The sequence below is a fragment of the Halobacterium sp. MBLA0001 genome (assembly GCF_049705385.1).
Lineage (GTDB): Archaea > Halobacteriota > Halobacteria > Halobacteriales > Halobacteriaceae > Halobacterium > Halobacterium salinarum.
In genome coordinates this window covers 1275528-1300056 of the sequence record NZ_JBNAMQ010000007.1, presented here as the reverse complement: position 1 = coordinate 1300056, position 24529 = coordinate 1275528, and the positions used below count along the sequence as shown (strand labels likewise).

The following is a 24529-nucleotide window of genomic DNA, read 5'->3' as shown; positions in this document are numbered from 1 at the left end:
CGGTCCGGGTCGCCGGTCCGCGGGAGTAAGGCTATGCACGTGCCGCCACTATGACAGCCCATGACAACCGTCTGGGTGCTCGGGAACCAGCTCACCAGGACCGCAGGGCCGCTCACGGACGACCCCGACCGCGTGTTGCTGATCGAGGCCGCGGCGCTCGCGCGCCGCCGGCGCTACCACCCCCAGAAGCTGTGCATGGTGTTCGCAGCGATGCGGCATTTCCGGGACGAACTCCGCGACGACGGCGTCGACGTCGTCTACGAGCGCGCCGAGACGTTCGGCGCGGGGCTGGACGCGTACTTCGACGCGCATCCGGGCGACGACCTGGTCGTGCAGCGGCCGGCGAACCACGGGACGGCCGACCGACTCCGAGAGCTGGTGGCTGCCCGCGGTGGCAGCCTCCGCGTGGTGGCGAACGCGCAGTTCCGCTGCTCGCCCGCACAGTTCGACGACTGGATGGGGACGGAGCCGCCGTTCAAGCACAGACCGTTCTACCGCCACATGCGCCGCGAAACCGGCTATCTGATGCGCGACGACGACACCCCGGAAGGCGGCGACTGGAGCTACGACGACCAGAACCAGGAGACACCCCCGGCGGAGTACGACTCGCCGTCGGTCGGCGGCTTCGAGTACGACGAGCACGTGCCGGCAGTCCGCGACTGGGTCGCCACGGAGTTCGACACCTGGGGCGACCCGGACGGGTTCGACTGGCCGGTGACCCGCGAGCAGGCCACGCGCGCCCTGGAGTCGTTCGTCGCGGATCGGCTGGCGGGGTTCGGCCCCTACGAGGACGCCGTCCTCGCCGACGACTGGCACCTCGAACACAGCCTGTTGTCCGCGGCGGTGAACATCGGCCTCCTCCACCCCGAGGAGGTCGCCGACGCCGCGCTCGACGCGTACCGGTCGCGCGACGACATCCCGCTGAACTCCATCGAGGGGTTCGTGCGCCAGCTCATCGGCTGGCGGGAGTTCATGCGCCACGTCTACCGCCACCAGATGCCGGGGCTGGCGACCGCGAACCAGCTGGGGGCCGACCGCGACCTGCCGCCGCTGTACTGGACGCCAACGGCGACCGACATGGCGTGTCTGGGGTCCGCGGCCGGGCGCGTCTACGACCGCGGCTACGCCCACCACATCGAGCGCCTGATGGTGCTGTCGAATTTCGCGCTGACGTACGGCGCGCGCCCGCAGGCGCTCACGGAGTGGTTCCACGGCGGGTTCGTGGACGCCTACGATTGGGTTGTCACGCCCAACGTGGTGGGCATGGGCTCGTTCGGGACCGACGCGTTCACCTCGAAGCCGTACGCGTCGTCGGCGAACTACATCGACAAGATGACCGACCACTGCAGCGACTGTGCGTTCGACCCCGACAGCACGGTCGGCGAACGCGCGTGCCCGTTCAACAGCCTCTACTGGGATTTCCTCGCGACACACGAGGACACCCTGCGGTCGAATCACCGCATGGGGCTGGTGTACTCGCATTTGGACAGCAAACGCGACGCCGGCAAGCTGGCGGCGATCCGGGAGCGCGCACAGCGCGTCCGGGAGGGCGTGGCCGCGGGCCGGCTGTAGCCGAGCGCCGCGCACAGCGCCGTTACGAACGCGTAACTGAGTGTGGTGAGGTAGCCTTAACATCCCGGCTGCCGTACCGGCTGACATGACAGACACGGATCGCCTGCCCGCGTGGTGTCCCGGTGACAGTTGGTGCTCGATCACCACGACGGCGTCGTTGGTCGGGAAGAAATGGCATCCCGTGATCATTCACCGCCTCCTCAGTGAGGGCCCCCTGGGGTTCAACGCGCTGCAGGAGGAGGTCGACGGCATCTCCAGTAAGGTGCTCTCCGAGAGCCTCGACGACCTCGAAGACAAGCAGATCGTCTCCCGAACGATCGTCAGCGAGAAACCCGTTCGCGTCGAGTACGCACTCACCGAACTCGGTCAGTCACTCGAACCCGTGGTGTCGTCGATGGCCGAATGGGGCCACCAACACCTCGATCCGGTCGACGAAGAAGCAGCGTCGGTCGTGTAGGCGCTAGTCGAGGAGGGCTTCAACGGGCTTGTCGGCGTCGTCCTCGGCGGTCTCTTCGTCCCCGAGTTTCAGTCGGTAGAGGTTCTGGCGGGCGTCCGGGATGTAGATGTCCTTCTCGACGACATCGGCGTCCTGCAGTCGGTCGAGTGCGTCGCGGACGGTGCGCTGTGAGAGCCGGGAGTTCTCCACGATCTGCTTTTGGGTCAGTCCGCCGTTGTACTCCAGAACCTTCAGTACAAGCTTCGCACTCGGCGGCAGCTCTTGGACGGTTTCGTCAGTTGAACTCATTCGTATCAATGCAGGGGTGCCGGCCACTTAGGCACTCGGTAACGCCGGTGTGAGCCGGTTACCTGCCGGTAACCCGGTGTCTTCGGGGGGTTGAGTGGCCGCCGACGAACCCGGCGGCACAAACGGTGACTGGCGGCCCTATGCGTCGGCCAGCTCGGCGTCGTAGCCGGCGAGTTCGACGCTCCGCAACAGGTCGTCGTCGGTCGCGTCTCCATCCACGGTCACAGTGCCGCTCTCGTGGTCGGCGTCCACGTCGGAAACCGCAGCCACGCCTGCGAGTGCGTTCTCCACGATGTCTTCACAGCCCTCACAACCCATCTCGTCGATGGAGAGAGTCTTTGGCATGCGACCGGCGCTACTCGATCAACTGATTAGGGTCTTGCGGCTTCGCGCCGCCACACCCCGGCTAGCGACCGAGCAGCGAGTAATCCTCGTCGGGCGTGTACCTGCCGAAGAGCAGGCTGTTGGTGAGCACGCTGACACTCGACACCGCCATCGCGCCGGCCGCCAACACCGGCTGAAGCAGCCCCAGCGAGGCCAGCGGGATCATCGCGGTGTTGTAGCCCAGCGCCCAGAAGAGGTTCTGTTTGATCTTCGCGAGCGTGCCCTCGCCGATGCGGATGGCTTGGATCACGTCCGCGGGGTCGTCGCGCATCAACGTCACGTCCGCCGCCTCGATCGCCACATCGGTGCCCGATCCGATCGCGGCGCCGACGTGCGCGGTGGCGAGCGCGGGGGCGTCGTTGACACCGTCCCCGACCATCATGGCGTCGGCGTCGCCCGCCTGGATGGCGTCGACGGCGTCGGCTTTCTCCCCGGGGAGCACGCCCGCCCGAACGTGCTCGGGCGAGACCCCCACGTCGGCGGCGACCGCGCGCGCGGTGCGTTCGTTGTCGCCCGTGATCATGTGCACGTCGAGGCCGCGATCCTGGAGGGCGTCGACGGTGGCGGCTGCCTCGGGCTTGACCGTGTCGGCGTCCGCGACGACACCGGCAACCCGGTCGTCGACGGCAACCAGCATCGCGGTCTTCCCCTCGCGTTCGAGGCGTTCCATGGCGTCGGCGGCGGGCGCCGGGTCGATGTCCGCGCTCGTGAGGAGCGCGCGGTTCCCCACGCGGACGCGGCGACCGTCGACGGTCGCGACGATGCCTTTGCCGGGGACGTTCTCGAAGGCATCGACTGCGGGAACGTCGAGGCCGCGGTCCTCGGCGCCCGCGACGATGGCGGTCCCGAGCGGGTGCTCGCTGTTGGACTCGGCGGCGGCGGCCAGCCGGAGCACGGCGTCCTCGTCGACAGCGGCGTCGCTCCGGGTGGCGGTGCCGCCGTCGGGGACGGCGGCGACGGCCTCGACGTCCGTGAGCTCCATCGCGCCGGTCGTCAGAGTGCCGGTCTTGTCGAACACGACCGCGTCCAACTCGGTCACGCGCTCCAGGACATCGCCGCCCTGGAAGAGCACGCCGTGTTTCGCGCCGATGCTCGTGCCGATCATCGTCGCGGCCGGCGTCGCGAGCCCGAGCGCACACGGGCACGCGATGAGGACTGCGGACGCGAACACGACGACGGCGAACTCGCCGGTGCCGACGGCCGCCGGGCCGCCGCTGACGAGCCCCCACAGCGGAAGCGCCGACACCACGTCAGCCAGCAGCCCGGGGGCGAACCACCATACCGCCCCCCAGAAGACGGCGTTGGCGATGACCGCGGGGACGAAGTACGCGCTGATGCGGTCGGCCAGGCGTTGGATGTCCGGCTGGCGGGACTGGGCGTCCCGAACCGTGGTGACGATCTGCTGGATCGCGGTGTCCGCCCCCACCTTCGTGGCCTGCACGACGAGCACGCCGTTCTCGTTGATCGTGGCGCCGACAACGTCGTCGCCGGGGGCCTTGGACACGGGCACGGACTCGCCGGTGACCATGGATTCGTCGACCGCGGACTCCCCGGACACCACGACGCCGTCGGTCGGAATCTGCTCGCCCGGTTTGACTTTCAGGCGGTCGCCGACCTCAACGTCGTCGGCGGGGATCTCGCGTGTCTCGCCGTCGGCGTCGACGAGGCGCGCGGTGTTGGCCTCCATCTCCAGGAGCTCCCGGAGGGCGTCGCTGGCTTGGCTCTTCGAGCGGGCTTCGAGGTAGTTCCCGAGCGTGATGAACACGAGGATGAGCGCCGCCGTGTCGAAGTAGAGGCCGCCGCCGGCCAGGACGCCGAGCAGCGACGCGAGCGAGTACACGTACGCGGTCGTCGACCCCAGCGCCACGAGGACGTCCATGTTCGCGGTGCCGTTGCGCACGAGCGCCGCATACGAGTTGCTGAGGAACGACCGCCCCAGGACGACGTAGACGGGGGTCGCCAGTGCGAACTCCGCCCACCCGAACGGGATCGTGAGGCCGCCAACGGTGAAGCTGTCGGGAACGACAGCGCCCCCGAACAGGAAGGTGTCGGCGACGAAAAACAGGAGCGGCGCCGACAGCACCGCGCCGAACGCCAGGCGGATGCGTTGTCGTCGCTGCTCCGCGTCCCGGGCCTCGTCGGCGGCGGTCTGGGTGCTGGCACCGGTGTCGGAGTCGGCATCGATGGGGTCGTAGCCGGCGTCGGTGATGGCGGCGTGGACGGCGTCCCGGTCGAACGCTGCGGGGACGTACGTGAGGTGTGCGTCGTCGGTGGCGAAGTTCGCGGACACGTCCAGGACGCCGGGGGCGTCGGCGACGGCGTCTTCGATCGTCTGCGCGCAGTTCGCACAGGTCATCCCGTGGACCGGGATCGTGGTGTCGGCCGTGATCGGGGTGTAGCCGGCGTCCGAGATCGCGGCACAGACGCCCGCCAGGTCGGCGGCGGTGGGATCGTAGGTGACGGTGGCGGCGTCGGTGGCGAAGTTCGCGGTCGCGTCGGTGACGCCGTCGAGCGCGCCCACGGCGTCCTCGACGGTGCCCGAGCAGTTCGCACAGGACATCCCCCCGACATCGATCCGCGCTGTTCTGGTCGTCATCACTGAAGACTACGGCATCCCGATTCAAGCGGTTTCTCCCTTCGACTGTTCGGTGAATCGCCCGCCAGTACTTTTGATTCGAAAGCGCTCGCCCGAGCCACCCCGGGCGGCGGACGAAGTCGGGGGCTGGCTCGCCGCGGCTGTCAGGGGCCGTCACTGTGGAACGGCAGCGAGACATCAGGTCGCTGGGCTGGCATGTGGCGCATACTTATGTGGCTCCGGGTCGGAGAGAGTGACAGCGCCGAACACTGACTCGGCGAACTACAAGGATGCCGTACGATGCCACTGGCGTGCTCCCGCGTCCGCTCCCCCAAGAGATCGACGACGGAACGAACCTCTTGGTCAGTGGGCCGGCGATGTCCGGCACGCGCACGCTCCTGTTCGAGCTCGTTGCGCGCGGCGAGCCCGACGGCGAGGGGGCGGTCCTGACAACGTCGACGGACCCCGCAGAGACGGTCATCGACGACTACGAGGCCATCCGCGGCGGGGACAGCGCGTTCCGCCACGTCATCGACTGCGTGAGCACGCAGTCCGGGAGCGCGTCGCCGGCACCGGGCGTCCATCACGTGTCTTCGCCCAGCGACCTCACGGGGATCGGCATCGAGTTCTCGGGCGTCGCGGAGGCCGCCGAGGCCGCCGGCGTCGACCGGCTTCGCGTGGGGTTCGACTCGCTGTCGCCGGTGTTGATGTACGTCGACGTTCAGCGGCTGTTCCGGTTCCTGCACGTGTTCACCAGCCAGATCCAGAGCCAGGGCTGGCTGGGGGTGTTCGCCATCGACCCGGAGAGCCAGGACGACCAGACGATCACCACGCTCAGCCAGCTGTTCGACGGCGTGCTCGAGGTGCGGCTGCACGACGGCACCCAGGAGGTGCGGCTGCGCGGGCTCGCCGACGCGCCGACGGACTGGCTGCCCGTGGCGGGCGTCCGCCAGTGAGCGGGATCGTGTTCTTCGGGACGGCCGACCGCGAGCGCGTCGTGTCGTTCTACAGATGAACAAGGCGAGTGCATCGGGGCTTGACCCCGAGGTGAAGCCGACACTTAGACGTGTTCTGTTCGTTCGATATACCGTTCAATCGTCTCCGTGGATACCTCGCCCGCTGTTCCGATGTAGTACGACTGCTCCCAGAACCCACCACCCCATAGATATTTTTCCAAGTACGATTCGTGCTGTTCCCACATCTCCCGCGCCGTGATGCTCTTGACCGTTCGCACAATCTCGCTCGGCGCGTGCTTCGGATGGGCTGTCAGGAACAGGTGTACGTGGTCTGGTGAGATGTGGAGCGATAGTATCTCGTAGCCGTACTCGTCGCACACGTTGCGGAAACTCGCTTCCAGCGAATCCTCGATGGGTTCGAGAACTGAGTGACGATATTTTGGACACCACACGAAGTGGTAGTTGACGTTGTACACTGTGTGATTCGAACGCTTTTCACCCATATCGAACCCACTCCACCAACACAGTTAAGTATATCCAAAGGATATACGTGAGTATGGCGAATCGCTTTGAAATCGACGGCGAGGAAGTTCTCGACGGCGAGGTCAAACCGTTCGGGAACAGTGCCCACGTCACCGTTCCGAAACGCTGGCGTGGGGCTGACGTGAAAATCGTCCGAACCTCAGAACCCACCGAACAAGACGAAGAATGACCACCGAACAGACTCTTGTCAAGACACTGGATTTCCAACTCAATATCCAGAGTGACAACGAGGGTCTGCTGTACGCCGCCACGCTCGAAGCGCGGTCGGTGTACAACGAAACCATCCGCCTCGCTAAAGAAGGCGTGGACTGGAACGCCATCCCCGACCGCGTGGCTGATGACGCCAACCTCGTGAAGAACACAACACAGCGCGTCGTTGCCAAAGCACTCGGCGCGATGGAGAACTACTACGAGTACGACGACTTCGGCCAGCCGAGTCACACCAAAGACGGTGAATACCCGCTTCGTGCGAACTACGAGGAGGGATACAGTCTGTCGCTCACCGACGACGGCGACGTAGCCTTCCGTATCAGCGCGAAACCCTACAAGCACGTCACGGGCGTCCTCGAAGGGAGTGATGCTCACCTCGACATTCTCAAGACTGCACTCACGAGCGACGAGTGGAAGGTTGGGACGGCGGAAGCCTTGTTCCACAACGACAATCCCGAGTTGCACGTTAACGTCACCAATACCGAGCAGACCGTTCGACACAAGCACGACTCACGAACAGTCGTAGGTGTGGACGTGAACGAGGACAACGTGGCTCTCACCGCTCTCTCTGAGGATGGCGTCGAGGACACGTTGGTTATCGACTTCCCCGAAATCAAGTTCAAGCGTCACCGCTACTTCACGATACGGAAACGTGTCCAGAACGCGGGAAAGAACAGTATCCACGATACTCTGGAAGGGCGCGAAGAACGGTTCGTCCGCGACCGACTCCACAAAGTATCCCGGCACATCGTGGAGTGGAGTCGTCAGTTCGAGATGCCGTGCGTCGTCTTTGAAGACCTCAAAGAGATGCGCGATAGTATCGACTACGGTACGCGGATGAACCGACGCTTGCACCACCTCCCGTTCCGCGCTCTTCAGTTCTATACGTCGTACAAGGCGTCGTTCGAGGGTATCCCGACAGCGTGCATTAACCCCGAGTACACGAGCCAGCGGTGTCCGCTGTGTGGCCATACGGAACGTGCGAACCGCAACAAGAAGCGGTTCAACTGCCGGTCGTGTTCTCATCAAGACCACAGCGACCGAGGTGCAAGCATCAATATCGCCGTGAAAGGCATCAAGAAGCATCAAGACTGGAATGTGCCTGCTCTCAACAACCTTCCCACCGTCAGGAAGGTGCGACGGCAGGCATCGGGGGCCGTGGACGCCCCGACCGTGACCCACCTGACCGTTCGAGGCTATCAAGCCGATGGTCGCGTGGGAGTGTCCGACTAATCCACGGGAAGCCTCGGGGCTTGACCCCGAGGCGGTTCACCAGTTTTTCGCCGTGGACCCCGACGGACGGACCCTCGAGTTCCAAACGTTTCTCGACGAGCCCGCCGAGTGACCGGCCACGAGCCGGGCTGGCACACGGCGACAGCCGCTCACAGCGACGTGTCGTGGATCTCCGCCAGGCGCTGGGCGAGCGCGTCACGGGTGGGCGCGAAAACCAGATGTGTCTCACAGGTGCAGTCCGACGCGCCCAGTCCGGGAACGGGCGTGGCGTCGTCGGCGAGCAGGCGCGCGGTCGCACACTCCACGTCGTCGTGTGTGGTGGCGTAGACCGCGTCGACGCTCGCTGCCGGGTGGCCGAGCAGGTAGTCGATGTGCCAGTGGCGGGCGTCGCGCTCCCCGGCGGCGAGTTCGCGGTGTCGCTGCACGCGAGTGAGGCCGCCCGGGCCGAACGCGGAGCCGGTGTAGGCGTACCAGCCGGCGTCGAGGCTGCGGGTGCCGGCCGCGCCGAACGTGATGGATGGCGCGTCGTCGAGCGCCACCAGGAGGGTGTACGTGCCGGGCTGCATGCACGACCGTCGGTGCGGCGTCCGATTCTGTGTTGTGGTTTCCGGCGCGCGGCTACGTCTCTGCGCCCCCCGCGAGCCACCGGAGTCCGGTGTACGACGCCGCTGCGATGGTCAGGGCCACGCCCAGCAGCCCCCACGTGAGCGTGGTGGGGCTGTCGACTGCCAGCCGCGCGATGAGGTTCTGGGGGCTCTGTGGGAGCAGGCTGGCGACACCGAACACCGCCAGCGCAACGAACGAGTACAGCAGCTGGGCTTCGCGGCGCGCCCCGACGCGGAGCGCGAGCGCCGCGCCGGTGGCGACGAGCACGGCAGCGACGCCCGCGACGAGCGCGAGCAGCGCCAGCGGGTTGGCGATGTGCGTGCCGTTGAGCCACAGCAACAGGAGCCAGAGCGCGACCTGTGCCGGTGCCAGCCCGACCAGCGCGATCGCTTTCCCGTCGACGATCTCGGGCAGCGACAGCGGCGCGACCCGCAGCAACGAGAGCGTGTCGCGTTCGAGTTCCTCGGCCATCGAGTCGGCCATCACGCTCCCGGAGATGAACGCCGGCAGGAACGCCAACAGCGGCAACAGCACGGTGTACGTGAACGAGAAGTACGGGTTGGATCGTTCGTCGGGGGGCAGGTCGACCGGCGTCCGCTCCAGACGGTGGTCGAGGTCGGCGCGGCGCTCGCGCTCCAGGGTGGACAGCGCGCCCTTCAGCTCCGTGACCACCAGTGTGGTTCGAAACGACCCCTCCGGCGCTGTGGCCGCGGCCAGGATGCGCCCGCCCGGTTGCCTGGTGGCGTGAACGAGCGCCTGGACATCGCCGCGCTGGAAGGCAGCGCTCGCGGCGGCCTGCGACGGGTACGGAACGACGCTGCGGCTGTCGTCGTCGGCGATGGTGGCCGCAACGTCGCTTGACGCGTTTCCGGTGACGCCGACCGACACCGTGAGCGCGTCGCCGTTGGTGGTCCCCGGGTCGTAAAGCGACACCAGTCCCACGACCAGGAACGACGAGAACCCAGCGATGAACAGCTGGATGACGAGCGCGAGAACGATGGTTTTCTCCGAGCGCAGCGACCCGAGGGTGCGCCGCGCGAGGACGACGCGTGGGTTACCCAAGGGCGATCACCACCACGGCGATGTTGTACGCGAGGTGCACACCGATGGCGGCGGCGAGCGCGCCCACGTACGCGAGCCGTGATCTGGCGGCGCCGACCGCCGAGATGGCGGCCGTCACGACGTGCCACACCAGCGGAGCCACCAGTAACAGCCCGGGGGACGCACCCCGGAGCGCGGGCGCGAACGCCGCCCGCCCGATGTCCAACCCGGGAAGCCCGACCAGCTGCGTGACGAGCAGCGCCTTCTCGGCGACGAAGAACCCGACGCCGGAGGCGGCTCCGACCGCCAGCGCGGTCCGGAAGCTGCGTCGGTACTGGCCGCGCTCGAAGGCCGCGAACACGTGGATGCTTTTCGCGACTTCCTCGATGACCGCGATGGCCCCCAGCAACACCGGGATGGACAGCGAGACGGGCGCGACGAACAGCAGGGCAACGGCGAACAGCTCGGCGACGAGCACGAACGGGAGGAACAGCGCCGTCCAGACCCCGGCCCGCCGCGGGGTCGCCAGCGGCGCGGCGAGCGCGTCCAGCAGCTTCGACGGGATCGGCAGCTGGGTGAACATGTCCTCCTCGCGGTAGACGCCCGTCCCCAGGCCGAACAGCACGAACGCTGCCAGCCCCGGCGGCGCAGTCGAGAGCACGAACTGGCCGGTACTCACGCCGCTGTCGGTGATCGAGTCGACGACCACGGTGAGCGGGGAGATGGCGGCGATCTGGTTGACTTCCGCGAAGACGGCGGGCACGAACGCGTACGTGGTGAGCGCGACGCTCACGGCGACCGTGACGAACGTGAGCTCCTTGTACGAGCGCGCGAACATCGCGCCGAGGAACGTCGCCGCGAGGAACAGCGCGGCCAGCGGCGCGACGGCGAGCACCGCGAGCACGCCCGCGCCCGTTGCGGCGGCGATCACGGAGACGAGCGCGATCGCGCCCGCGAAGTACGGCAGCGTCTTGCCGGCGACGATGTCGCCCCGCGAGACCGGAGCCACGAGCAGCGGCTCGCCCCGGCGGTCGATGCGTTCGGCGAGCACGCTGGAGCCGTACGCCTGGATCACGATGTTCAACGGCAACAGGAACGCGAACGCGAACACGAGCGACTGCAGCGGGAACGGCGGCGAGATCGACGACGGCGTGCCGGACTGGGCTTGTCCGAGCAGTCCGCTCAGCCCGCCGCCGGAGGCGCCCGCCGTCGGTGACGTGCCCGTGGCCCCGTCGTCAGTGGACGGCGTGTCGGTCCGGCCGCCGTCGCCACCAGTGGTGGAGGATCCGGCACCGTCAGTGTCGGCTTGTGCGCTGGTCACGTCGATCGACTGTGGCCGGTACGTGAGCGACACGACCACGGGGAACGCGGCGGCCTGGTCCGGTTCGTCCGCCATGACGGCGTCGTTGTACGCGACGGTGGCGGATCGAAGCGTGGACAGCGCCGCCCGGCCTTTCGCGGTGTCGGCGTACTGGATGCCGACCGGGGAGACCGTGACATCGGCGTCGCTGCCGGGCTGCACGGCGGCGAGTTGCGGGTCGCTGGCGGCGACATCGGCGTACGGGCTGTCGTCGTCGACGCCGATCCGGTAGATCCCCTCCCCGGGCGTGGGGCCGGTGGTGACGACCGCGGGCACGATGGCGGCCAACGCAACCGCCACGACGACGAACGCGATCGCAGTCTCGCGGTCGAGGCTGGTGGCGCTTCGCGTGGTCTCCCAGCGGGCGATCCGCAGGACGTTTCCCGCCTTCATGCGCCGGTCACGTCGAGGAAGACGTCTTCGAGTGTGGACTCGTCGGTTCGGATGTCGACCACGCCGCCGCCGGCGTCGGCGGCCGCAGCCCGGATCGCGTCGACGTCGGCCATCGAATCGACGGTGGTGACGTAGCGGCCATTAGACGGCCGGGCGTCGTCGACGTCGACGTCGGTGAACACCCGATAGGAGACCTCGCCGTGTTCGTCGCGGATGTCGGCCAGCGTGCCGGTGGCGGCGAACTGTCCGTCCCGCATGATGGCGACGCGGTCACAGACGCTTTCGACGTGATGGAGGTCGTGGGCGCTGAACACGATCGTCTTGCCGTCGGCGGCGAGCTCGCGGGTGAACTCGATGACGGTGTTCGTCGTGAGCGGATCGAGTCCGCTTGCGGGTTCGTCGTACACCAGCACGTCGGGGTCGTTGACCAGCGAGCGCGCGATCGCGACCTTCCGGGTCATGCCCTTCGAGAAGTCGCCGACGGGACGGTCACGGGCGTCGAGGTCGAGGCGATCGAGGGCGGCCTCGATGCGCTCGTTTGCGGTCGCCCGGTCCACGTCGTAGAGATCCGCGAAAAACCGTAGATAGCTCCGGGGCGTCATTTCGTCGTACAGCGGCGACTCCTCTGGCAGGAACCCGAGGGTGCGGCGCATCGCCGTGTCGCCGGCGTCGAACCCGTTGACGGTGATGTCGCCGGCGGACGGCTCAACGAGCCCACAGAGCATCTTCAGCGTGGAGGTCTTGCCGGCTCCGTTGGGGCCGACGAGTCCGAAGACTTCCCCGGCACCGACGTCGAAGGAGACGCCGTCCACGGCGGTGACGCCGCCGTACCGTTTTTCTAGGCGTTGCACGGAGATCATACCGGTAGATGGAACGGTGGTGATTTGAGCATTGGGGTGCCACCGCGGCGTGTCGTCGTCATTTCGGGAGGGTGGTGGCGTCGGCTCGCAGGTCTGCCGTCACGCGGTCGGCCCACGCCACAGCCTGGGCGTCGTCGGTGTGGACGAGGCTGGTGTGGCCGGTGTCGTCGTAGAACAGCCCACAGGCGTACGTGGTGGCTGTGGTGTCGAGGGTGAACAGGCTGTACGGGAGTGTGGTCGTGGCTTCACGCAGCGTGAGTGCGTCGGTGCGCAGCGCGTCAGTGACGCTGTCGCCGTGTGTGGCGATGAGCGCGTCCAACACGTCGGGGTGTAACACCAGCGAAACCTGCAGCTCGCCCGCACGGATGCGCTCGCGGAGCGTCGACACGACGCTGTCGAGGACGGCGCTCGCGTACCCCTCGATGCGCGTGGCGTCGGCGAGCAGCGACCGGTAGGCCTCGGTGGCGCGCTGGGGCGCAACCGACGTGGCGTTGACCACCGTCGCGTCCCGGAACAGGACGGTGTCCATGCGGGCGTCGGCCGGGACCGTCGCGAGGGCGGCGTCAGCCGCGTCCAGGCCGTCGATGTCGGCGGCGAACGATTCGTAACTGCGCAACGCGAGTCGGCCCTTGAGCGTGAGCGACACCTGACCGGCGCGCTCAAGCAGGGTGTGGGCCTCCAGTTCACGAACGGCGCGGTCGACCGTCGACCGGGAGACGGGCAGCGTGTCAGCGAGCTCCGGCTTCGTCGTGGTGGTGGCGTCTCGGACTGCCCGCATGAGGTCGGCGCGCTGCGCGAGCAGCTGGAACAGCGAGTCGGGTGCCGGCATCGTTTCTACACTAGTGGCGTTGCGTGAAAACGTCTTCCACATAAACGACCGTTATAGTTATCTGTGATGCGTGACGACTGCACGTCTCGGCAACACGTAGGGTAAAGCATTCACCGGCCGTGTGTACAGTTGCTGGTGCGCACGCACCGGCTGTGCCTCTGACACGCTCCGAGCCGGTTCGAACGCCGGCTACCGGGGTGCCCGACACGCTCCAGCCACCGACCACGCCCGACACGGCGATCCAGTCCCCCACTTGTCCAGCGCCACGTCGGTGGGGCGTGGTCGCCGGCTCGCCGCCAGTACTGCCCCAGGCTGGACGGCGGCCATCGGCTGCCCGAGCGTTCGACCCCCGGGCCACTATTCATTACCGGTCGCTCCGCTACCGCGCGTCACGTCGCCTGTTCACGCCGGCTCGACGAGCGCCGGCCGGTCGACTGTCGGGTCGTTGACCGCCGTCGAAACCCGCCAGGCCTGGAGGTCGAACGCGCCCGGCGTGAACAGGTCCGTTGGATCGTCGTCGGTCAGCCACCGCTGACCCTGGGCGGGTGTGAGCACCACCGCCATCCGGTGGTGGTAGTCCGCGAGGAACGCGTTGGGCTGCGTCGTCACGACGGTGAACGACCGCACTGTCTCGGGGTCGCGACTGGGACCGTCGTCGCCCGTGAACTCGCCCAGGCCGGTCTGGGTTTGCTCGGGCGTCCACGTCTCCCACAGCCCCGCCAGCAGGAACGGCGCGCCGTCGGTTCGAGACACGAAATACGGGACCGTCGCGCCGTCTTCGTCGCGCCACTCGTAGAACCCGTCGACCGGCACGAGACACCGCCGGTGTTCGTAGGCCGCCTGGAAGTGTCGCGTCTCGGTGAGCGTCTCGGCGCGCGCGTTGATCGGGTCGGGTGCCGACTGCGGGCCGTCGGACCACGACGGCACCAGTCCCCACCGCGCGCGCACCGTTTCCGTCGGTTCAGTGTCCAGAATCACGGGCAGCGATTGGCTGGGCGCGGCGTTGTACGTCGGCTCGACGGGGGCGGTCGTCAGCCCGAACGTTTCGCGCAGCGTCTCGGGGGTAGAAAACAGCGCGTACCGGCCACACATGTGGGAGTGGAGGTGCCGATGGCGGTTAATTCGTGTGGTCGGGAAGCGCCGCGTCGAGGGCCGCGATCACGTCGTCGGTGCCGACGAACGTGGGCGTGCGCTCGTGGAGGCGTGTCGGTGCCACGTCCAGCAGCGACTGGGTGCCGTCCGAGGACGCGCCGCCGGCTGTTTCGACGATGTACGCGATCGGCAGTGCCTCGAACTGCGCGCGGAGCTTTCCGTCCGGCGCGGACTCCAGGCCGGGGTAGCCGAACACGCCGCCGTAGACCAGCACCTGGTTCACGTCGGCGATCATCGCGCCGCCGTAGCGCAGCTTCAGGTCGTCCTCAACGTCCCGGACGAACGACTCGAACGCCGGCGTCCAGTCGGGGACCCGGCCGCCGAACCCGTAGACGGTGGGTTCGGCCGGCAACTCGACGGGGCCGAGATCGGTTGTGGCCCCCGTCTCGGAGACGAGAGACTCCCGGACGGTGTCGTCGCGCGCGACGACCATGGTGGTCGTGGGTCCGTAGAGGACGAACCCGGCGGCGACGAGGCTGGAGCCGGGCGCGGGCAGCGGCTGGTCGTAGATGCCGACGACGGTGCCACAGGGGTTGTTGGATTTCACGTTCGAGGAGCCGTCAAGGGGGTCGAGTGCGACGGCGTACCCGCCTTCGGCGTCGCCCACCGTGACGACGGCGTCACGCTCCTCGCTGGCGTACCAGTTCACGCCCTCGATGGACTCGGTGCGGTCGAACAGCAGGTCGTCGGCCCACACGTCGGCCTCCAGTTGGGTGTCTCCGGAGGCGTTCTGGTCGTCACGGGTCGCGCGGTGGTCGGGCAGCCCCGCACGGACCTCGGGGGCGGCGTCCGCGATCGCATCGAAGACGGCGTCGATGACGTCGGCCATCAGATGCGTCCGAGCGCCTCGTCGACGCTGGCTTCCTCGTAGACGACGGCTTCCAGGCCGTCGAGGAACGCCGCGGGGTGCTCGCGCTGCCAGACGTTCCGGCCGACCGCGAGCCCGGACGCGCCGGCGTCGATTGCGCCCTTCACGGATTCGAGGAAGTCGCGGTCGCTGGTCTTGGAGCCCCCCGACATCACGACGTTGGTCGGGCCGGCCATGTCGACAGCGTGGGACATCGCGTCGGTGCTGCCGGGGTATTTGACCTTCGCGATGTCGGCGCCCAGCTCCAGGGCTTGGCGGGCGGCGTACGCGATGGTGTCCGGGTTCTTGTCGTTTTTGAGGCCCTGGCCGCGGGGGTACGACCACATCACCACGGGGAGGTCGTGGTCGCGGGCGGCTTCCTGGGCGTCCCGGAACTCCTCGGCCATCTCGACTTCGCTGTTGGAGCCGCCGTACAGCGTGAACCCGACGGCGTCCGCGCCGACGTCGGCGGCGTAGTCGACCGTCCAGTTCACGGCGGAGTCGGGCTCGCCCATCCAGAGGTTCGAGGTGCCGTTGAGCTTCGCCAGGAGGTTCACGTCGTCGCTGTAGGAGGGGTAGTAGGCTTCGGCGATGCCCTTCTGGGCGGCCATCGCGGAGACGGCGTCGTGGGTCGCGACATCCCAGACGGCTTCGGGGTCTTTGGTGGCTGGCACTGCCTCGAAGTCGACCGGACCGTGTTCGAGGCCGTGGTCGTACGCCAGAATCAGTACCTTGCCGTCGCGGGAGATCGGTGAGTCCTCGAAGGGTCGCATCACGACACACTCCGATTGAGAGCGTTAAGAGTCTAACCCTCTGTGCGCCCGCCGGCAGCCGCCCCGTACGGCGTTTTAACTCCGTTCCGAGTGAACGTTTAGAGGCGGTCGCGGGCGGCGTCCCGGAGCGCGCGCACGCGGTCACTCGACACGCCCAGGGAGTCCGCGACCTGGTCGACGTGGGCGGTCGCCAGGCTGCGCACGGAGGTGATCCCGGCGCTCGCCAGCAGCGCCGCCGCGTCGTCGTCGACGGCCCGGAGCGCTGTCACCGGCGTCGGCGCTGACGCCTCCTGCCACGCCGCCTCCCCGCGCTCGGCGGCGTCGTCCGCGTCGCCGGTGGGCCACGCCCCCTCGCGCCACGCCGCTTCCTCGTCCGCGGCGTCCGACGTGTCGGTCTGCTCGGGGGGCGAACCACCCCCGCCACCGGCGACCGCGGCCGCCTGCCAGTCCGACTCCGCGGCCGCCGCGTCCCCGCTCCCGTCGGCCTCGGCGTCCACGCCGTAGCTCGCGGCGACCCACTGGCGCTCGTCGTCCTGCAACCCGCGGACCTGCTCGGCCCGCTGATCGAGGTCCGCGCCGCCCTCGAACGACCACTGCAGGGAGTGCTCGCGGCGGATCCGCGCCGCCACACCCGGGTTGACGCCATACTCGACGAGCTGTGCGTGCGAAACGCGTTTCCCGGTGATGTCCGCTGGCACCACGTCCGCGGCCGCCAGCGCGTCGGCTGTCGACGGCCCGACGAACCGAAGCTCGCGGAGGCGCGCCCGCAAGTCAGGGGCGGACACAGTTGCATCGAAGGTGCAACTGAAGCTGCTTGAGTGTTTCCACGTTTCCGGCACGCTTAGGTTCCGGCCGCACCCACCACCGCCCATGCGATCACTCGCAGACACGGAGACGATCGGCGTTGTTGGCGCGGGCACCATGGGCGCCGGAATCGCGCAAGTCGCGGCGACCGCCGGCTACACGGTCGTGATGCGCGACATCGAACAGGAGTACGTCGACGCCGGCTTCGACAGCATCGAATCCTCGCTCGACCGCTTCGTCTCGAACGACGACCTGAGCGAGGCCGACGCCGACGCCATCGTCGACCGCATCACGGGCACGACCGACCTCGCGGAGCTCGCCGACTGCGACGTCGTCATCGAGGCCGCCGTCGAGGACATGGAGGTCAAGCAGGACATCTTCCGCGACCTCGACGACGCCCTGCCCGAGGACGTGGTGTTGGCGACGAACACGTCCACGCTGTCGATCACCACCATCGCGTCGGTCACCGATCGGGCGTCCCGCGTCGTTGGCCTGCACTTCATGAACCCGGTCCCGATCATGACCGGCGTCGAGGTCGTCGTCGGCGAGAAAACCGACGCCGACGTGGTGGCGTTCGCCCACGCCCTCGCCGAGGACCTCGACAAGGAGACCTGGGAGTCCGACGACAAACCCGGCTTCGTCACCAACCGCATCCTGATGCCGTGGATCAACGAGGGCGTCCGGGCGTTCGACGAAGGAGTGGCCAGCAAGGACGACATCGACACCGGAATGAAACTCGGCACCAACGTCCCCATGGGACCCCTGGAGCTCGCCGACCACATCGGCCTCGACGTCTGCCTGGACGCCAGCGAAACACTCCACGAGGAGCTCGGCGACCGGTACAAGCCCGCGTACCTGCTGCAGCGAAAGGTCGACGCCGGCGACCTCGGGAAGAAGACCGGTGCGGGCTTCTACACGTACGACTGAGTCGGGCACTCAGACAGCGCCGCGGGTCAGGACAGCGACTCGGTCGCGATCCGTTCGCGCACGCTGTCGATGGCGCTGCGGTCGAAATCGTCGGCGACCAGGCCGATGACGGCGTGCACTTCCTCGCGGTCGACTTTCACGTCCCCCTCGCGGACGACGTCGGCGGGCCGGTTCCCGAGCTCCCGCATCGTGCCGACCGCAAGCAGGAACGGCACCGCCCACGCGGCGAACGTGTTGCCCTGGCTGGTCGGCATGACCTCAAGCCAGCGCTGGGCGTCGGCGACGTAGCCGCGGGCGCGGTCGGTGACGCGCTCGACGACGGAGGCCACGCGGCCCGCGTGTTCGGGGTCGGCGACGTCTTCCGGGGCGAGGTCGTGGTCGTCGAGCCACTCCTGTGGCAGGTAGACGTTGTTCTCCTCCTCGTAGTCCGGGCGGACGTCTTTGGCGACGTTCACGAGCTGCAACAGCAACGCGAACGACCGCGCGTTCTCGCGCATGGCGGCGGCGGCGTCGCTGGGCGCGTCGCGGGCCAGCAGCTCCGTGACGAGTTCGCCGACGGTGCCGGCGACGTACCAGCAGTACTCTTCGAGCTCGGTTGGTGATTGGATGCGGAGCCCGCCGGCGTCGGCGTACCGCTGTACGAACGACGCCATCCCGGTGGCCATCTCCCGGACCGTCGGCCGGATCGCGGCCTTGGCGGCGTCGTCCAGGGACTCGAACGCGGAGACGACGCGGGTGGTGTTGGCGACGACGCGCCAATCGGCGTTCGGCTCGCTGGGGACGTGGTCGCCGACGGCGGCCTGGAACTCCGCGACGGTCGTCCCGCAGTCGGGATCGAGCGCGGCGTCATACGTCTCCAAGAGCTGTGCTTGTTCGGTGGGCGGCATCGCGGTGGCGTCCTCGACGGTGTCGGCAACCCGGCACAGGAGGTAGCCAACGCAGATGCGCGTCGCCATCGGCTCTTCGAGGGCGTCGATGGTGAGCGCAAACGTACGTGAAACGTCCTGTACCGCGCTGTGGCACCACTCGCGGTCCGACGCGGTCGGCTGGTGGGACTGACGGCCGTCCATCACTCGTGGTCGGGCTAGGGTGGGGGAATACAAAAGAGGTTGGGGCGTCGACCCGTCGCCCACTGCGATCATCGCGCCCCGCGATGGGGTTCCGGGATGCCAACAGTAAAGGGCAGACCGACAAAGCATACCACATGGATTTCACGCGCTCCGCCGAACACGACCAGATCGCGGAGATGGTCGCGGAGTTCGTCGACGAAGAAGTCAAACCGCGGGCCGCTACCATCGATAAGACCGACGAGTTCCCCGCCGACCTGGTCGCGGAGATGAGCGATCTGGGACTGATGGGGATGCCGTTCCCCGAGGAGTACGACGGCGCCGGCCTCGACTACCACACGTACGCCACCGCGCTGTCGGAGATCGCGCGCGGCAGCGGCGGGCTGGGGACGGTCGTGGCCGCGCACACGAGCCTCGCGGGGAACATGGTCTACGAGTACGGCAGCGACGACCAGAAACACGACTACCTCGCGCCGCTCAGTCGCGGCGACGACATCGGCGCGTTCGCGCTCTCGGAGGCCGGCGCGGGCTCCGACGTGCCGGCCATGGAGACCACCGCACAGCGCGACGGCGACGCGTACGTCATCTCCGGGGAGAAGCTCTGGATCTCCAACGGCAGCGTCGCGGACACGGTGACGGTGTTCGCGAAGACCGACCCCGACGCCGGCCACCGCGGCATCTCGTCGTTCATCGTGCGGCCCGCCGAGGACGACGGGTTCATCGTGGCGGGCACCGAGGACAAACTCGGCGACAAGGGCTGCCCCACGGCGGAGCTCCGGTTCGACGACATGCGGGTGCCCGCCGACCGCCTGCTCGGCGAGGAGGGCGACGGGTTCAAACACGCCCTGGAGACGCTGAACGGCGGCCGCATCACGATCGCGGCGCGGTCGGTGGGCCTGGCTCGCGCGGCGCTCGACGACGCCCGGGAGTACGCACAGGACCGCGACCAGTTCGGGCAGGCGATCAGCGACTTCCAGACCATCCAGCACAAGCTGGCGGACATGGACACCAAACTCCAGGCCGCGGAGCTGCTGATGCACAAGGCCGCGGACCTGAAGATCCGCGGGGAGTCGTTCATCAAGGAGGCCGCACAGGCGAAGCTGTACGCCTCGGAGATCTCCCGGGAGGTCGCCAACGAGGGCATCCAGATCCACGGCGGCTACGGCTACACCAAGGACTTCGACGCGGAGCGGTACTACCGGGACGCGAAGCTCAACGAGATCTACGAGGGGACGTCGGAGATCCTCCGGAACACGATCGCGAACGAGCTCCTCGAATAGCCCGAACCCACCTCGTTTTTGCCGGCGGCGTCCGTACGTCGGCGTATGACCGACGACCCCGCTGCGACCGCCGAGGCCGACGGCATCACCGCGCAGTACTACGAGACCGACGCCGAGCGCGTGCTGGCGTTCACCGGCGAGCGCGGCACCACCGCGGCCATCGCGCAGAACGTCGAGGGGTATGCGATGCTGAAAGTGCGGTCGTCGCCGGACGGCGACGAGCTCGAACGCTACTACGGGTTCGACATGGCGCTGGATCACGCCGCCGAGCGCCTCGGCGTCGGGAAACACGACCTCCCAGTGCCGGCGGGCGCGGCGGACATGGGGATGTAGGTTTCGGACTGTTTTTGAACCCGCTCGGAGTACGGTCGTGCATGACAGACGCGCGCGTAGCTGGCGTGGGGTTGACCCACTTCGGTGTGCATCCCGAGCGGACGAGCCGCGACCTGTTCGCGGAAGCCGGGCTGGCGGCGCTGGACGACGCCGGCGTCGCCCGCGAAGACGTGGCCGCCGTGCACTACGGCAACTTCATGGGGGAGTTGAGCGAGCACCAGGGCCACCAGGGGCCGCTGGTCGCGGAGGCGCTGGGCCTCGACGTGCCCGCAACCCGGTACGAGTCGGCGTGCGCGTCGAGCGGCGTCGCGCTCCGGCGCGCCGTCCGGGACGTTCGCAACGGCGAGGCTGACGTGGTGGTTGTCGGCGGCGCCGAGCGCATGAACAACCTCGAAACCGCCGAATCGACGGACGCGCTGGCGATCGCGGCCGACGGCTTGTACGAGGTGCGCGCGGGCATGACGTTCCCCGGCGCGTACGCCCTGATGGCGGCGTCGTACTTCGAGCAGTTCGGCGGCAGCCGGGAGGACCTCGCGCACATCGCCGTCAAAAACCACGCCAACGCGGTGGACAACGACCGCGCGCAGTACCAGCAGGCGATCACCGTCGCGGACGCCCTGGAGTCGCCGCCGGTCGCGGAACCACTGCATCTGTACGACGCGTGCCCCGTCACCGACGGCGCGAGCGCGCTCGTGCTCGTGAGCGAGTCGTACGCCGACACGCACGACGTCAGCGCACCGGTCGCGGTGACCGGCACCGGCCAGGGCGGGGACAAGATGGCGCTCCAGGACCGCCAGAACATGGCGACCTCGCCGGCCGCGACCGACGCCGCCACCGAAGCCTACGCGGACGCAGGGGTGTCCGCCGACGACGTGGACGTGGCGGAAGTACACGACTGTTTCACCATCGCGGAAGTGATGGCGACGGAGTCGCTGGGCTTTTTCGAGCCCGGAGCCGGCATCACTGCCGCGCGCGAGGGTGTCACGACCAAAGACGGGCGGCTGCCGGTGAACCTCTCGGGGGGCCTGAAAGCCAAGGGCCATCCGGTCGGCGCGACCGGCACCAGCCAGGTCGCGGAGCTCACCAGGCTGCTGCGCGGCGACCACGTCAACAGCGAGCACGTCGCGGACGCACAGACCGCGGTCGCGCACAACGCCGGGGGCACGGTCGCCAGCGCCGTCGTGCACGTGCTTGAGACGGTCGCGGACACGGAGGCGGATGCGGCATGAGCGACCGCGTTCGGGACGACGGCTACGACGACGCCATCGACGCGCTGGCCGCCGACGAGGGGTACTATCTGGCGTGCCCGAACGGCCACGGGAGCCTGCCGCCGCGGCACGCGTGTCCGCACTGCGGGGCCCGGGAGCTGACCGAGACGGCGCTGCCGGAGACGGGCACGATCGACTCGTGTTCCACGCTGCACGTGGCGACGCCGGCGTTCGCCGACGACGCGCCGTACGTGCTTGCGGTGGCGTCGTTCGGCGCGGTGCGGCTGACTGGCCAGGTGCGGGCGGAGCCGGGAACGGTCGAGATCGGCGACGAGGTGGCGGCGACGGTCGGCGAGTCGGCGACGACCGGCGACCGGCTAGTGGTGTTCGAGTTGCGGTAGCGCCGCGCCGAGCGCGTCGCAAAACGACGCCGGGTGTTCGACGTGTGGCACCGCGCCCGCGTCGTCGAGGACGGTCAGCCGCACGTCGGCGGCGTCCGCGAGCGCGCGGCCGTCCGCAAGCGGCGTGATGCGTGCCTCCCGCCCCCAGACGAGGGTGACCGGGGCCGGCACCGACTGGACTGCGTCCACGAGGTCGACTGCCGGGTCGAGCATGCCGCCCGCGAACGACGCCGGTGCCAGCCGTGCGTTCGGCTGGTGGCTGGTCCGGTGTTGGTAGTCGAGCAGTCCGGCGGGGACGTTCGCGGACTGGTAGAACGCGTGGCGGTTGGTGAACCACCGGAGGCCGCGGCGGCTGACGAGCGCGTTGAACACGGCGGTGCCGACCACCGGCGTGCGGAGCAGGCGGCGCACGGCGGGGCGTCGCTGCCCGGTGTCGGCGATCGGACACACCAGCGCGAGCGCGGACACGGACGTGTCAGCGGCCGCCATCGCGGCCCACGCGCCGGTCAGCGAGGACGCGACCACGGCCGGATCGTCGCCGGCGACGTCGCCGATGAACGACGCGACGAACGCCTCGTAGAGCGCGCTTGTGTACGCGATCGACGGCCGGTCGGTGTGGCCGAACCCGGGGAGGTCGGGGGCCAGCACGTGGTAGTCCTCGGCGAGAGTGTCGACGACACCGGCGAACGCGCGACTGGACGCCGCCGCGTGAACGCCGTGTAGAAGCACGAGATCGGGGTCGTCGGGGTCGCCGGCCGTGGTGTACGACACGTCGAAGCCGCGCCAGCGCGTGGTCGTCCGGGTGCCGGGAAGCGGGTCGGGGGGCTGCTCGTCGGCGCGCACCAGCCGGTTGGCTGCGGCCGTGGCGGCGGTGCCCCCGGCCACGCCAGCCAGCAGTCTGCGGAGTGTCATACGTGAGGGCGATGACGGCCAGTGGTTTAGCCGTTGTGTCGCCGCGCCGGCGCGCGGTCAGTCCTCGCGCAGCGCGTCCCGGATCGGGTCGAGCACGTCGGCGGCGACCTCGTAGGGCGTGGTCGCGCCGCTGTCGATGCGCGCGACCAGCTCGTCGACCCCGCCGCGGTCGGCGAGCTCGGCCTCAAGCACCTCGTTTGCGTCCGCCCGCAGCAGCGTTCGGAGCTCCTCGGCGTACCGCGTGCGGCGCTTCTCAGTGCGGCGGCCGGATTCGTCCAGCCAGGTGGTGTGGGCGTCGAACACGTCGAGCAGGTCGGTGACGCCGGTCCCGCGTTCGGCGACCGTCTCCGCGATCTCCGGGCTCCAATCGGTGTCGTCGTCGGGGTCGCGGAGATCCAGCATGTTCCGGAGTTCGGTGACCGTCTTGTTCGCGCCGTCGAGGTCGGCCTTGTTCACGACGAACACGTCGCCGATTTCGAGGATGCCGGCTTTCAGCATCTGCACGTCGTCGCCCGACGACGGCGGCACGAGCACCGCGACGGTGTCGGCGGTCTTGACGATGTCGACCTCGTTCTGGCCGGCGCCCACGGTCTCGATGATGACCTTGTCCTTGCCGAACGCGTCCAGGGCTTTCACCGCGTCCGCGGTCGCCGTCGACAACCCCCCGAGGCTGCCGCGGGCGGACATCGACCGGAAGAACACGTCCATGTCCGTCGCGGTGGACGCCATGCGGATGCGGTCGCCGAGCACGGCTCCGCCGGTGAACGGCGAGGACGGATCCACGGCGATGACGCCGACGGTCAGGCCGCGCTCGCGGTACTGGCTGGCCAGCTTGTCCACGAGCGTTGATTTCCCCGAGCCGGGACTGCCGGTGATCCCGATCACGTCGGCCTGTCCCGTGTGTGGGTACAGCGCCGAGACGATGTCGCGGTAGCCGTCGTTCCGGTCCTCGATTTTGGTGATGGCGCGGGCGAGCGCTCTGTGTTTGCCCGCGAGCAGATCCGCAACGAGGTCGGGCTGATTGGCCGGCATCTCAGTCACGGTGTGGGGCGTTGGATTCGATGAACGAGATCGTGTCCGCCATCGGCGTCCCCGGGCCGAAAATGGCGTCCACGCCCGCGGCTTCGAGGTCCGCGCGGTCCTCGTCGGGGATGATGCCGCCGACGATGACGAGCGTGTCCTCGGCGGCGTCGTACTCGGCCAACCCCTCGATGATCTTGGGCACGAGGGTGTTGTGCGCCCCCGAGAGGATCGAGATCCCGAGCACGTCGACGTCCTCCTGGACGGCGGCCTGCACGATCTCGTCGGGTGCCTTATGCAGCCCCGAATAAATCACCTCGAAGCCGGCGTCGCGGAACGCACGCGTGATCACGTGCGCCCCACGGTCGTGGCCGTCGAGTCCGACTTTGGCCACGAGACACCGGACGTTCCGTGTGGAGTCCTCACTCATGGCGGAACCATCATCGCAGGCCGGCTTCACTCTAACGGACTTGTATGATAGTTCCGCACACACCGCGG

Annotated in this window: 27 protein-coding genes; 10 read left to right on the top strand and 17 right to left on the bottom strand. The window is 68.5% G+C overall.

The window, feature by feature from the left end:
* The first annotated feature begins 60 nt into the window (after positions 1–60).
* On the top strand, positions 61–1572 hold the full coding sequence (locus tag ACOZ32_RS08000) for a cryptochrome/photolyase family protein (RefSeq protein WP_010902486.1): 1512 nt from the start codon (positions 61–63) through the stop codon (positions 1570–1572).
* Between the two features lie 85 nt (positions 1573–1657).
* Positions 1658–2029 carry a winged helix-turn-helix transcriptional regulator gene (locus ACOZ32_RS07995; protein ID WP_010902485.1) on the top strand — a complete coding sequence of 124 codons (372 nt, stop codon included), beginning with the start codon at positions 1658–1660 and terminating at the stop codon, positions 2027–2029.
* 3 nt (positions 2030–2032) lie between these two features.
* Here the strand turns inward: ACOZ32_RS07995 and ACOZ32_RS07990 are convergent, their stop codons facing one another.
* The 3 genes from ACOZ32_RS07990 to ACOZ32_RS07980 form a co-directional block, all read right to left on the bottom strand.
* Complete coding sequence (locus ACOZ32_RS07990) at positions 2033–2317, bottom strand: MarR family transcriptional regulator (protein ID WP_010902484.1); 285 nt, start codon at positions 2315–2317, stop codon at positions 2033–2035.
* A gap of 138 nt (positions 2318–2455) precedes the next feature.
* Positions 2456–2662 (bottom strand): heavy-metal-associated domain-containing protein, encoded by a 207-nt coding sequence (locus ACOZ32_RS07985; RefSeq protein WP_010902483.1) that lies wholly within the window; start codon positions 2660–2662, stop codon positions 2456–2458.
* 61 nt (positions 2663–2723) lie between these two features.
* Positions 2724–5297: a heavy metal translocating P-type ATPase gene (locus ACOZ32_RS07980; protein ID WP_205251611.1), complete on the bottom strand. Its 2574-nt coding sequence runs from the start codon at positions 5295–5297 to the stop codon at positions 2724–2726.
* A 269-nt stretch (positions 5298–5566) separates the two neighbouring features.
* Between ACOZ32_RS07980 and ACOZ32_RS07975 the strand changes: the two genes are divergently transcribed.
* Entirely contained in the window at positions 5567–6232 is a 666-nt protein-coding gene (locus ACOZ32_RS07975) for an RAD55 family ATPase (protein WP_010902481.1), read from the top strand.
* 104 nt (positions 6233–6336) lie between these two features.
* Here the strand turns inward: ACOZ32_RS07975 and tnpA are convergent, their stop codons facing one another.
* A complete protein-coding gene (gene tnpA / locus ACOZ32_RS07970) occupies positions 6337–6735 on the bottom strand; it encodes an IS200/IS605 family transposase (protein WP_205251610.1) in 399 nt (132 codons plus the stop codon).
* 53 nt (positions 6736–6788) lie between these two features.
* Here tnpA and ACOZ32_RS07965 point away from each other — a divergent pair, with 53 nt between their 5' ends.
* Positions 6789–6944 (top strand): DUF2080 family transposase-associated protein, encoded by a 156-nt coding sequence (locus ACOZ32_RS07965; RefSeq protein ID WP_205251609.1) that lies wholly within the window; start codon positions 6789–6791, stop codon positions 6942–6944.
* Positions 6941–8218 carry an RNA-guided endonuclease InsQ/TnpB family protein gene (locus ACOZ32_RS07960; protein ID WP_205251608.1) on the top strand — a complete coding sequence of 426 codons (1278 nt, stop codon included), beginning with the start codon at positions 6941–6943 and terminating at the stop codon, positions 8216–8218. The genes ACOZ32_RS07965 and ACOZ32_RS07960 overlap by 4 nt, the downstream gene beginning before the upstream one ends.
* Positions 8219–8367: 149 nt before the next feature.
* Here the strand turns inward: ACOZ32_RS07960 and ACOZ32_RS07955 are convergent, their stop codons facing one another.
* The 9 genes from ACOZ32_RS07955 to ACOZ32_RS07915 all read right to left on the bottom strand — a co-directional run bounded on the left by ACOZ32_RS07955 (position 8368) and on the right by ACOZ32_RS07915 (position 16864).
* Complete coding sequence (locus tag ACOZ32_RS07955) at positions 8368–8784, bottom strand: GIY-YIG nuclease family protein (protein ID WP_010902479.1); 417 nt, start codon at positions 8782–8784, stop codon at positions 8368–8370.
* A 52-nt stretch (positions 8785–8836) separates the two neighbouring features.
* Positions 8837–9886: an ABC transporter permease gene (locus ACOZ32_RS07950; RefSeq protein ID WP_205251607.1), complete on the bottom strand. Its 1050-nt coding sequence runs from the start codon at positions 9884–9886 to the stop codon at positions 8837–8839.
* Complete coding sequence (locus ACOZ32_RS07945; protein ID WP_136361097.1) at positions 9879–11618, bottom strand: ABC transporter permease subunit; 1740 nt, start codon at positions 11616–11618, stop codon at positions 9879–9881. The genes ACOZ32_RS07950 and ACOZ32_RS07945 overlap by 8 nt, the downstream gene beginning before the upstream one ends.
* On the bottom strand, positions 11615–12478 hold the full coding sequence (locus tag ACOZ32_RS07940) for an ABC transporter ATP-binding protein (RefSeq protein ID WP_010902476.1): 864 nt from the start codon (positions 12476–12478) through the stop codon (positions 11615–11617). Before ACOZ32_RS07940 ends, ACOZ32_RS07945 begins: the two co-directional genes overlap by 4 nt.
* Before the next feature lie 58 nt (positions 12479–12536).
* Entirely contained in the window at positions 12537–13307 is a 771-nt protein-coding gene (locus ACOZ32_RS07935; RefSeq protein WP_229373402.1) for a helix-turn-helix transcriptional regulator, read from the bottom strand.
* 402 nt (positions 13308–13709) lie between these two features.
* The gene (locus ACOZ32_RS07930; RefSeq protein WP_010902474.1) at positions 13710–14399 is read right to left on the bottom strand and encodes an SOS response-associated peptidase; all 690 of its coding nucleotides are present in this window, start codon (positions 14397–14399) and stop codon (positions 13710–13712) included.
* A gap of 25 nt (positions 14400–14424) precedes the next feature.
* Complete coding sequence (locus ACOZ32_RS07925) at positions 14425–15288, bottom strand: class 1 fructose-bisphosphatase (RefSeq protein ID WP_205251605.1); 864 nt, start codon at positions 15286–15288, stop codon at positions 14425–14427.
* The gene (gene fba1 / locus ACOZ32_RS07920) at positions 15288–16079 is read right to left on the bottom strand and encodes a class I fructose-bisphosphate aldolase (RefSeq protein WP_010902472.1); all 792 of its coding nucleotides are present in this window, start codon (positions 16077–16079) and stop codon (positions 15288–15290) included. Before fba1 ends, ACOZ32_RS07925 begins: the two co-directional genes overlap by 1 nt.
* A 98-nt stretch (positions 16080–16177) precedes the next feature.
* The gene (locus ACOZ32_RS07915; protein ID WP_229373401.1) at positions 16178–16864 is read right to left on the bottom strand and encodes a DUF7409 domain-containing protein; all 687 of its coding nucleotides are present in this window, start codon (positions 16862–16864) and stop codon (positions 16178–16180) included.
* 85 nt (positions 16865–16949) lie between these two features.
* On the opposite strand from ACOZ32_RS07915, the gene ACOZ32_RS07910 reads away from it, so the two are divergent.
* Complete coding sequence (locus tag ACOZ32_RS07910; protein ID WP_205251603.1) at positions 16950–17810, top strand: 3-hydroxyacyl-CoA dehydrogenase family protein; 861 nt, start codon at positions 16950–16952, stop codon at positions 17808–17810.
* Positions 17811–17836: 26 nt separating this feature from the next.
* Here the strand turns inward: ACOZ32_RS07910 and ACOZ32_RS07905 are convergent, their stop codons facing one another.
* Complete coding sequence (locus tag ACOZ32_RS07905; RefSeq protein ID WP_205251602.1) at positions 17837–18880, bottom strand: phytoene/squalene synthase family protein; 1044 nt, start codon at positions 18878–18880, stop codon at positions 17837–17839.
* Between the two features lie 134 nt (positions 18881–19014).
* On the opposite strand from ACOZ32_RS07905, the gene ACOZ32_RS07900 reads away from it, so the two are divergent.
* From ACOZ32_RS07900 to ACOZ32_RS07885, 4 genes are read left to right on the top strand one after another with little or no spacing between them, the layout of a single operon-like run.
* A complete protein-coding gene (locus tag ACOZ32_RS07900; RefSeq protein WP_205251601.1) occupies positions 19015–20157 on the top strand; it encodes an acyl-CoA dehydrogenase in 1143 nt (380 codons plus the stop codon).
* 45 nt (positions 20158–20202) lie between these two features.
* Positions 20203–20490: a DUF7111 family protein gene (locus ACOZ32_RS07895; RefSeq protein ID WP_205251600.1), complete on the top strand. Its 288-nt coding sequence runs from the start codon at positions 20203–20205 to the stop codon at positions 20488–20490.
* Positions 20491–20531: 41 nt separating this feature from the next.
* On the top strand, positions 20532–21719 hold the full coding sequence (locus ACOZ32_RS07890; RefSeq protein ID WP_205251599.1) for a thiolase domain-containing protein: 1188 nt from the start codon (positions 20532–20534) through the stop codon (positions 21717–21719).
* A complete protein-coding gene (locus tag ACOZ32_RS07885) occupies positions 21716–22099 on the top strand; it encodes a Zn-ribbon domain-containing OB-fold protein (protein WP_205251598.1) in 384 nt (127 codons plus the stop codon). The genes ACOZ32_RS07890 and ACOZ32_RS07885 overlap by 4 nt, the downstream gene beginning before the upstream one ends.
* Here ACOZ32_RS07885 and ACOZ32_RS07880 read toward each other — a convergent pair.
* Genes ACOZ32_RS07880 through ACOZ32_RS07870 form a run of 3 tightly spaced genes read right to left on the bottom strand, consistent with a single transcriptional unit; the run spans position 22076 to position 24461 of the window.
* Positions 22076–23011, bottom strand: coding sequence for an alpha/beta fold hydrolase (locus ACOZ32_RS07880; protein WP_205251597.1), 936 nt, complete (start codon positions 23009–23011; stop codon positions 22076–22078). The two genes, ACOZ32_RS07885 and ACOZ32_RS07880, sit on opposite strands and share 24 nt — an antisense overlap.
* A 57-nt stretch (positions 23012–23068) precedes the next feature.
* Entirely contained in the window at positions 23069–24043 is a 975-nt protein-coding gene (meaB, locus tag ACOZ32_RS07875; RefSeq protein ID WP_205251596.1) for a methylmalonyl Co-A mutase-associated GTPase MeaB, read from the bottom strand.
* A 1-nt stretch (position 24044) separates the two neighbouring features.
* Entirely contained in the window at positions 24045–24461 is a 417-nt protein-coding gene (locus ACOZ32_RS07870) for a cobalamin B12-binding domain-containing protein (protein ID WP_010902462.1), read from the bottom strand.
* Between the last annotated feature and the right edge of the window lie 68 nt (positions 24462–24529).

Excerpts from the sequence above, each read along its gene's own strand:
- ACOZ32_RS08000 (WP_010902486.1), top strand. The coding sequence starts at position 61 with ATGACAACCGTCTGGGTGCTCGGGAACCAGCTCACCAGGACCGCAGGG.
- ACOZ32_RS07955 (WP_010902479.1), bottom strand. The coding sequence starts at position 8,784 with ATGCAGCCCGGCACGTACACCCTCCTGGTGGCGCTCGACGACGCGCCA.
- ACOZ32_RS07985 (WP_010902483.1), bottom strand. The coding sequence starts at position 2,662 with ATGCCAAAGACTCTCTCCATCGACGAGATGGGTTGTGAGGGCTGTGAA.
- ACOZ32_RS07935 (WP_229373402.1), bottom strand. The coding sequence starts at position 13,307 with ATGCCGGCACCCGACTCGCTGTTCCAGCTGCTCGCGCAGCGCGCCGAC.
- meaB (WP_205251596.1), bottom strand. The coding sequence starts at position 24,043 with ATGCCGGCCAATCAGCCCGACCTCGTTGCGGATCTGCTCGCGGGCAAA.
- ACOZ32_RS07945 (WP_136361097.1), bottom strand. The coding sequence starts at position 11,618 with ATGAAGGCGGGAAACGTCCTGCGGATCGCCCGCTGGGAGACCACGCGA.
- tnpA (WP_205251610.1), bottom strand. The coding sequence starts at position 6,735 with ATGGGTGAAAAGCGTTCGAATCACACAGTGTACAACGTCAACTACCAC.
- ACOZ32_RS07895 (WP_205251600.1), top strand. The coding sequence starts at position 20,203 with ATGACCGACGACCCCGCTGCGACCGCCGAGGCCGACGGCATCACCGCG.
- ACOZ32_RS07900 (WP_205251601.1), top strand. The coding sequence starts at position 19,015 with ATGGATTTCACGCGCTCCGCCGAACACGACCAGATCGCGGAGATGGTC.
- ACOZ32_RS07930 (WP_010902474.1), bottom strand. The coding sequence starts at position 14,399 with ATGTGTGGCCGGTACGCGCTGTTTTCTACCCCCGAGACGCTGCGCGAA.
- ACOZ32_RS07940 (WP_010902476.1), bottom strand. The coding sequence starts at position 12,478 with ATGATCTCCGTGCAACGCCTAGAAAAACGGTACGGCGGCGTCACCGCC.
- ACOZ32_RS07890 (WP_205251599.1), top strand. The coding sequence starts at position 20,532 with ATGACAGACGCGCGCGTAGCTGGCGTGGGGTTGACCCACTTCGGTGTG.
- ACOZ32_RS07980 (WP_205251611.1), bottom strand. The coding sequence starts at position 5,297 with ATGACGACCAGAACAGCGCGGATCGATGTCGGGGGGATGTCCTGTGCG.
- ACOZ32_RS07870 (WP_010902462.1), bottom strand. The coding sequence starts at position 24,461 with ATGAGTGAGGACTCCACACGGAACGTCCGGTGTCTCGTGGCCAAAGTC.
- ACOZ32_RS07995 (WP_010902485.1), top strand. The coding sequence starts at position 1,658 with ATGACAGACACGGATCGCCTGCCCGCGTGGTGTCCCGGTGACAGTTGG.
- ACOZ32_RS07990 (WP_010902484.1), bottom strand. The coding sequence starts at position 2,317 with ATGAGTTCAACTGACGAAACCGTCCAAGAGCTGCCGCCGAGTGCGAAG.
- ACOZ32_RS07880 (WP_205251597.1), bottom strand. The coding sequence starts at position 23,011 with ATGACACTCCGCAGACTGCTGGCTGGCGTGGCCGGGGGCACCGCCGCC.
- ACOZ32_RS07910 (WP_205251603.1), top strand. The coding sequence starts at position 16,950 with ATGCGATCACTCGCAGACACGGAGACGATCGGCGTTGTTGGCGCGGGC.
- ACOZ32_RS07925 (WP_205251605.1), bottom strand. The coding sequence starts at position 15,288 with ATGGCCGACGTCATCGACGCCGTCTTCGATGCGATCGCGGACGCCGCC.
- ACOZ32_RS07965 (WP_205251609.1), top strand. The coding sequence starts at position 6,789 with ATGGCGAATCGCTTTGAAATCGACGGCGAGGAAGTTCTCGACGGCGAG.
- ACOZ32_RS07885 (WP_205251598.1), top strand. The coding sequence starts at position 21,716 with ATGAGCGACCGCGTTCGGGACGACGGCTACGACGACGCCATCGACGCG.
- ACOZ32_RS07975 (WP_010902481.1), top strand. The coding sequence starts at position 5,567 with ATGCCGTACGATGCCACTGGCGTGCTCCCGCGTCCGCTCCCCCAAGAG.
- ACOZ32_RS07905 (WP_205251602.1), bottom strand. The coding sequence starts at position 18,880 with ATGGACGGCCGTCAGTCCCACCAGCCGACCGCGTCGGACCGCGAGTGG.
- fba1 (WP_010902472.1), bottom strand. The coding sequence starts at position 16,079 with ATGCGACCCTTCGAGGACTCACCGATCTCCCGCGACGGCAAGGTACTG.
- ACOZ32_RS07960 (WP_205251608.1), top strand. The coding sequence starts at position 6,941 with ATGACCACCGAACAGACTCTTGTCAAGACACTGGATTTCCAACTCAAT.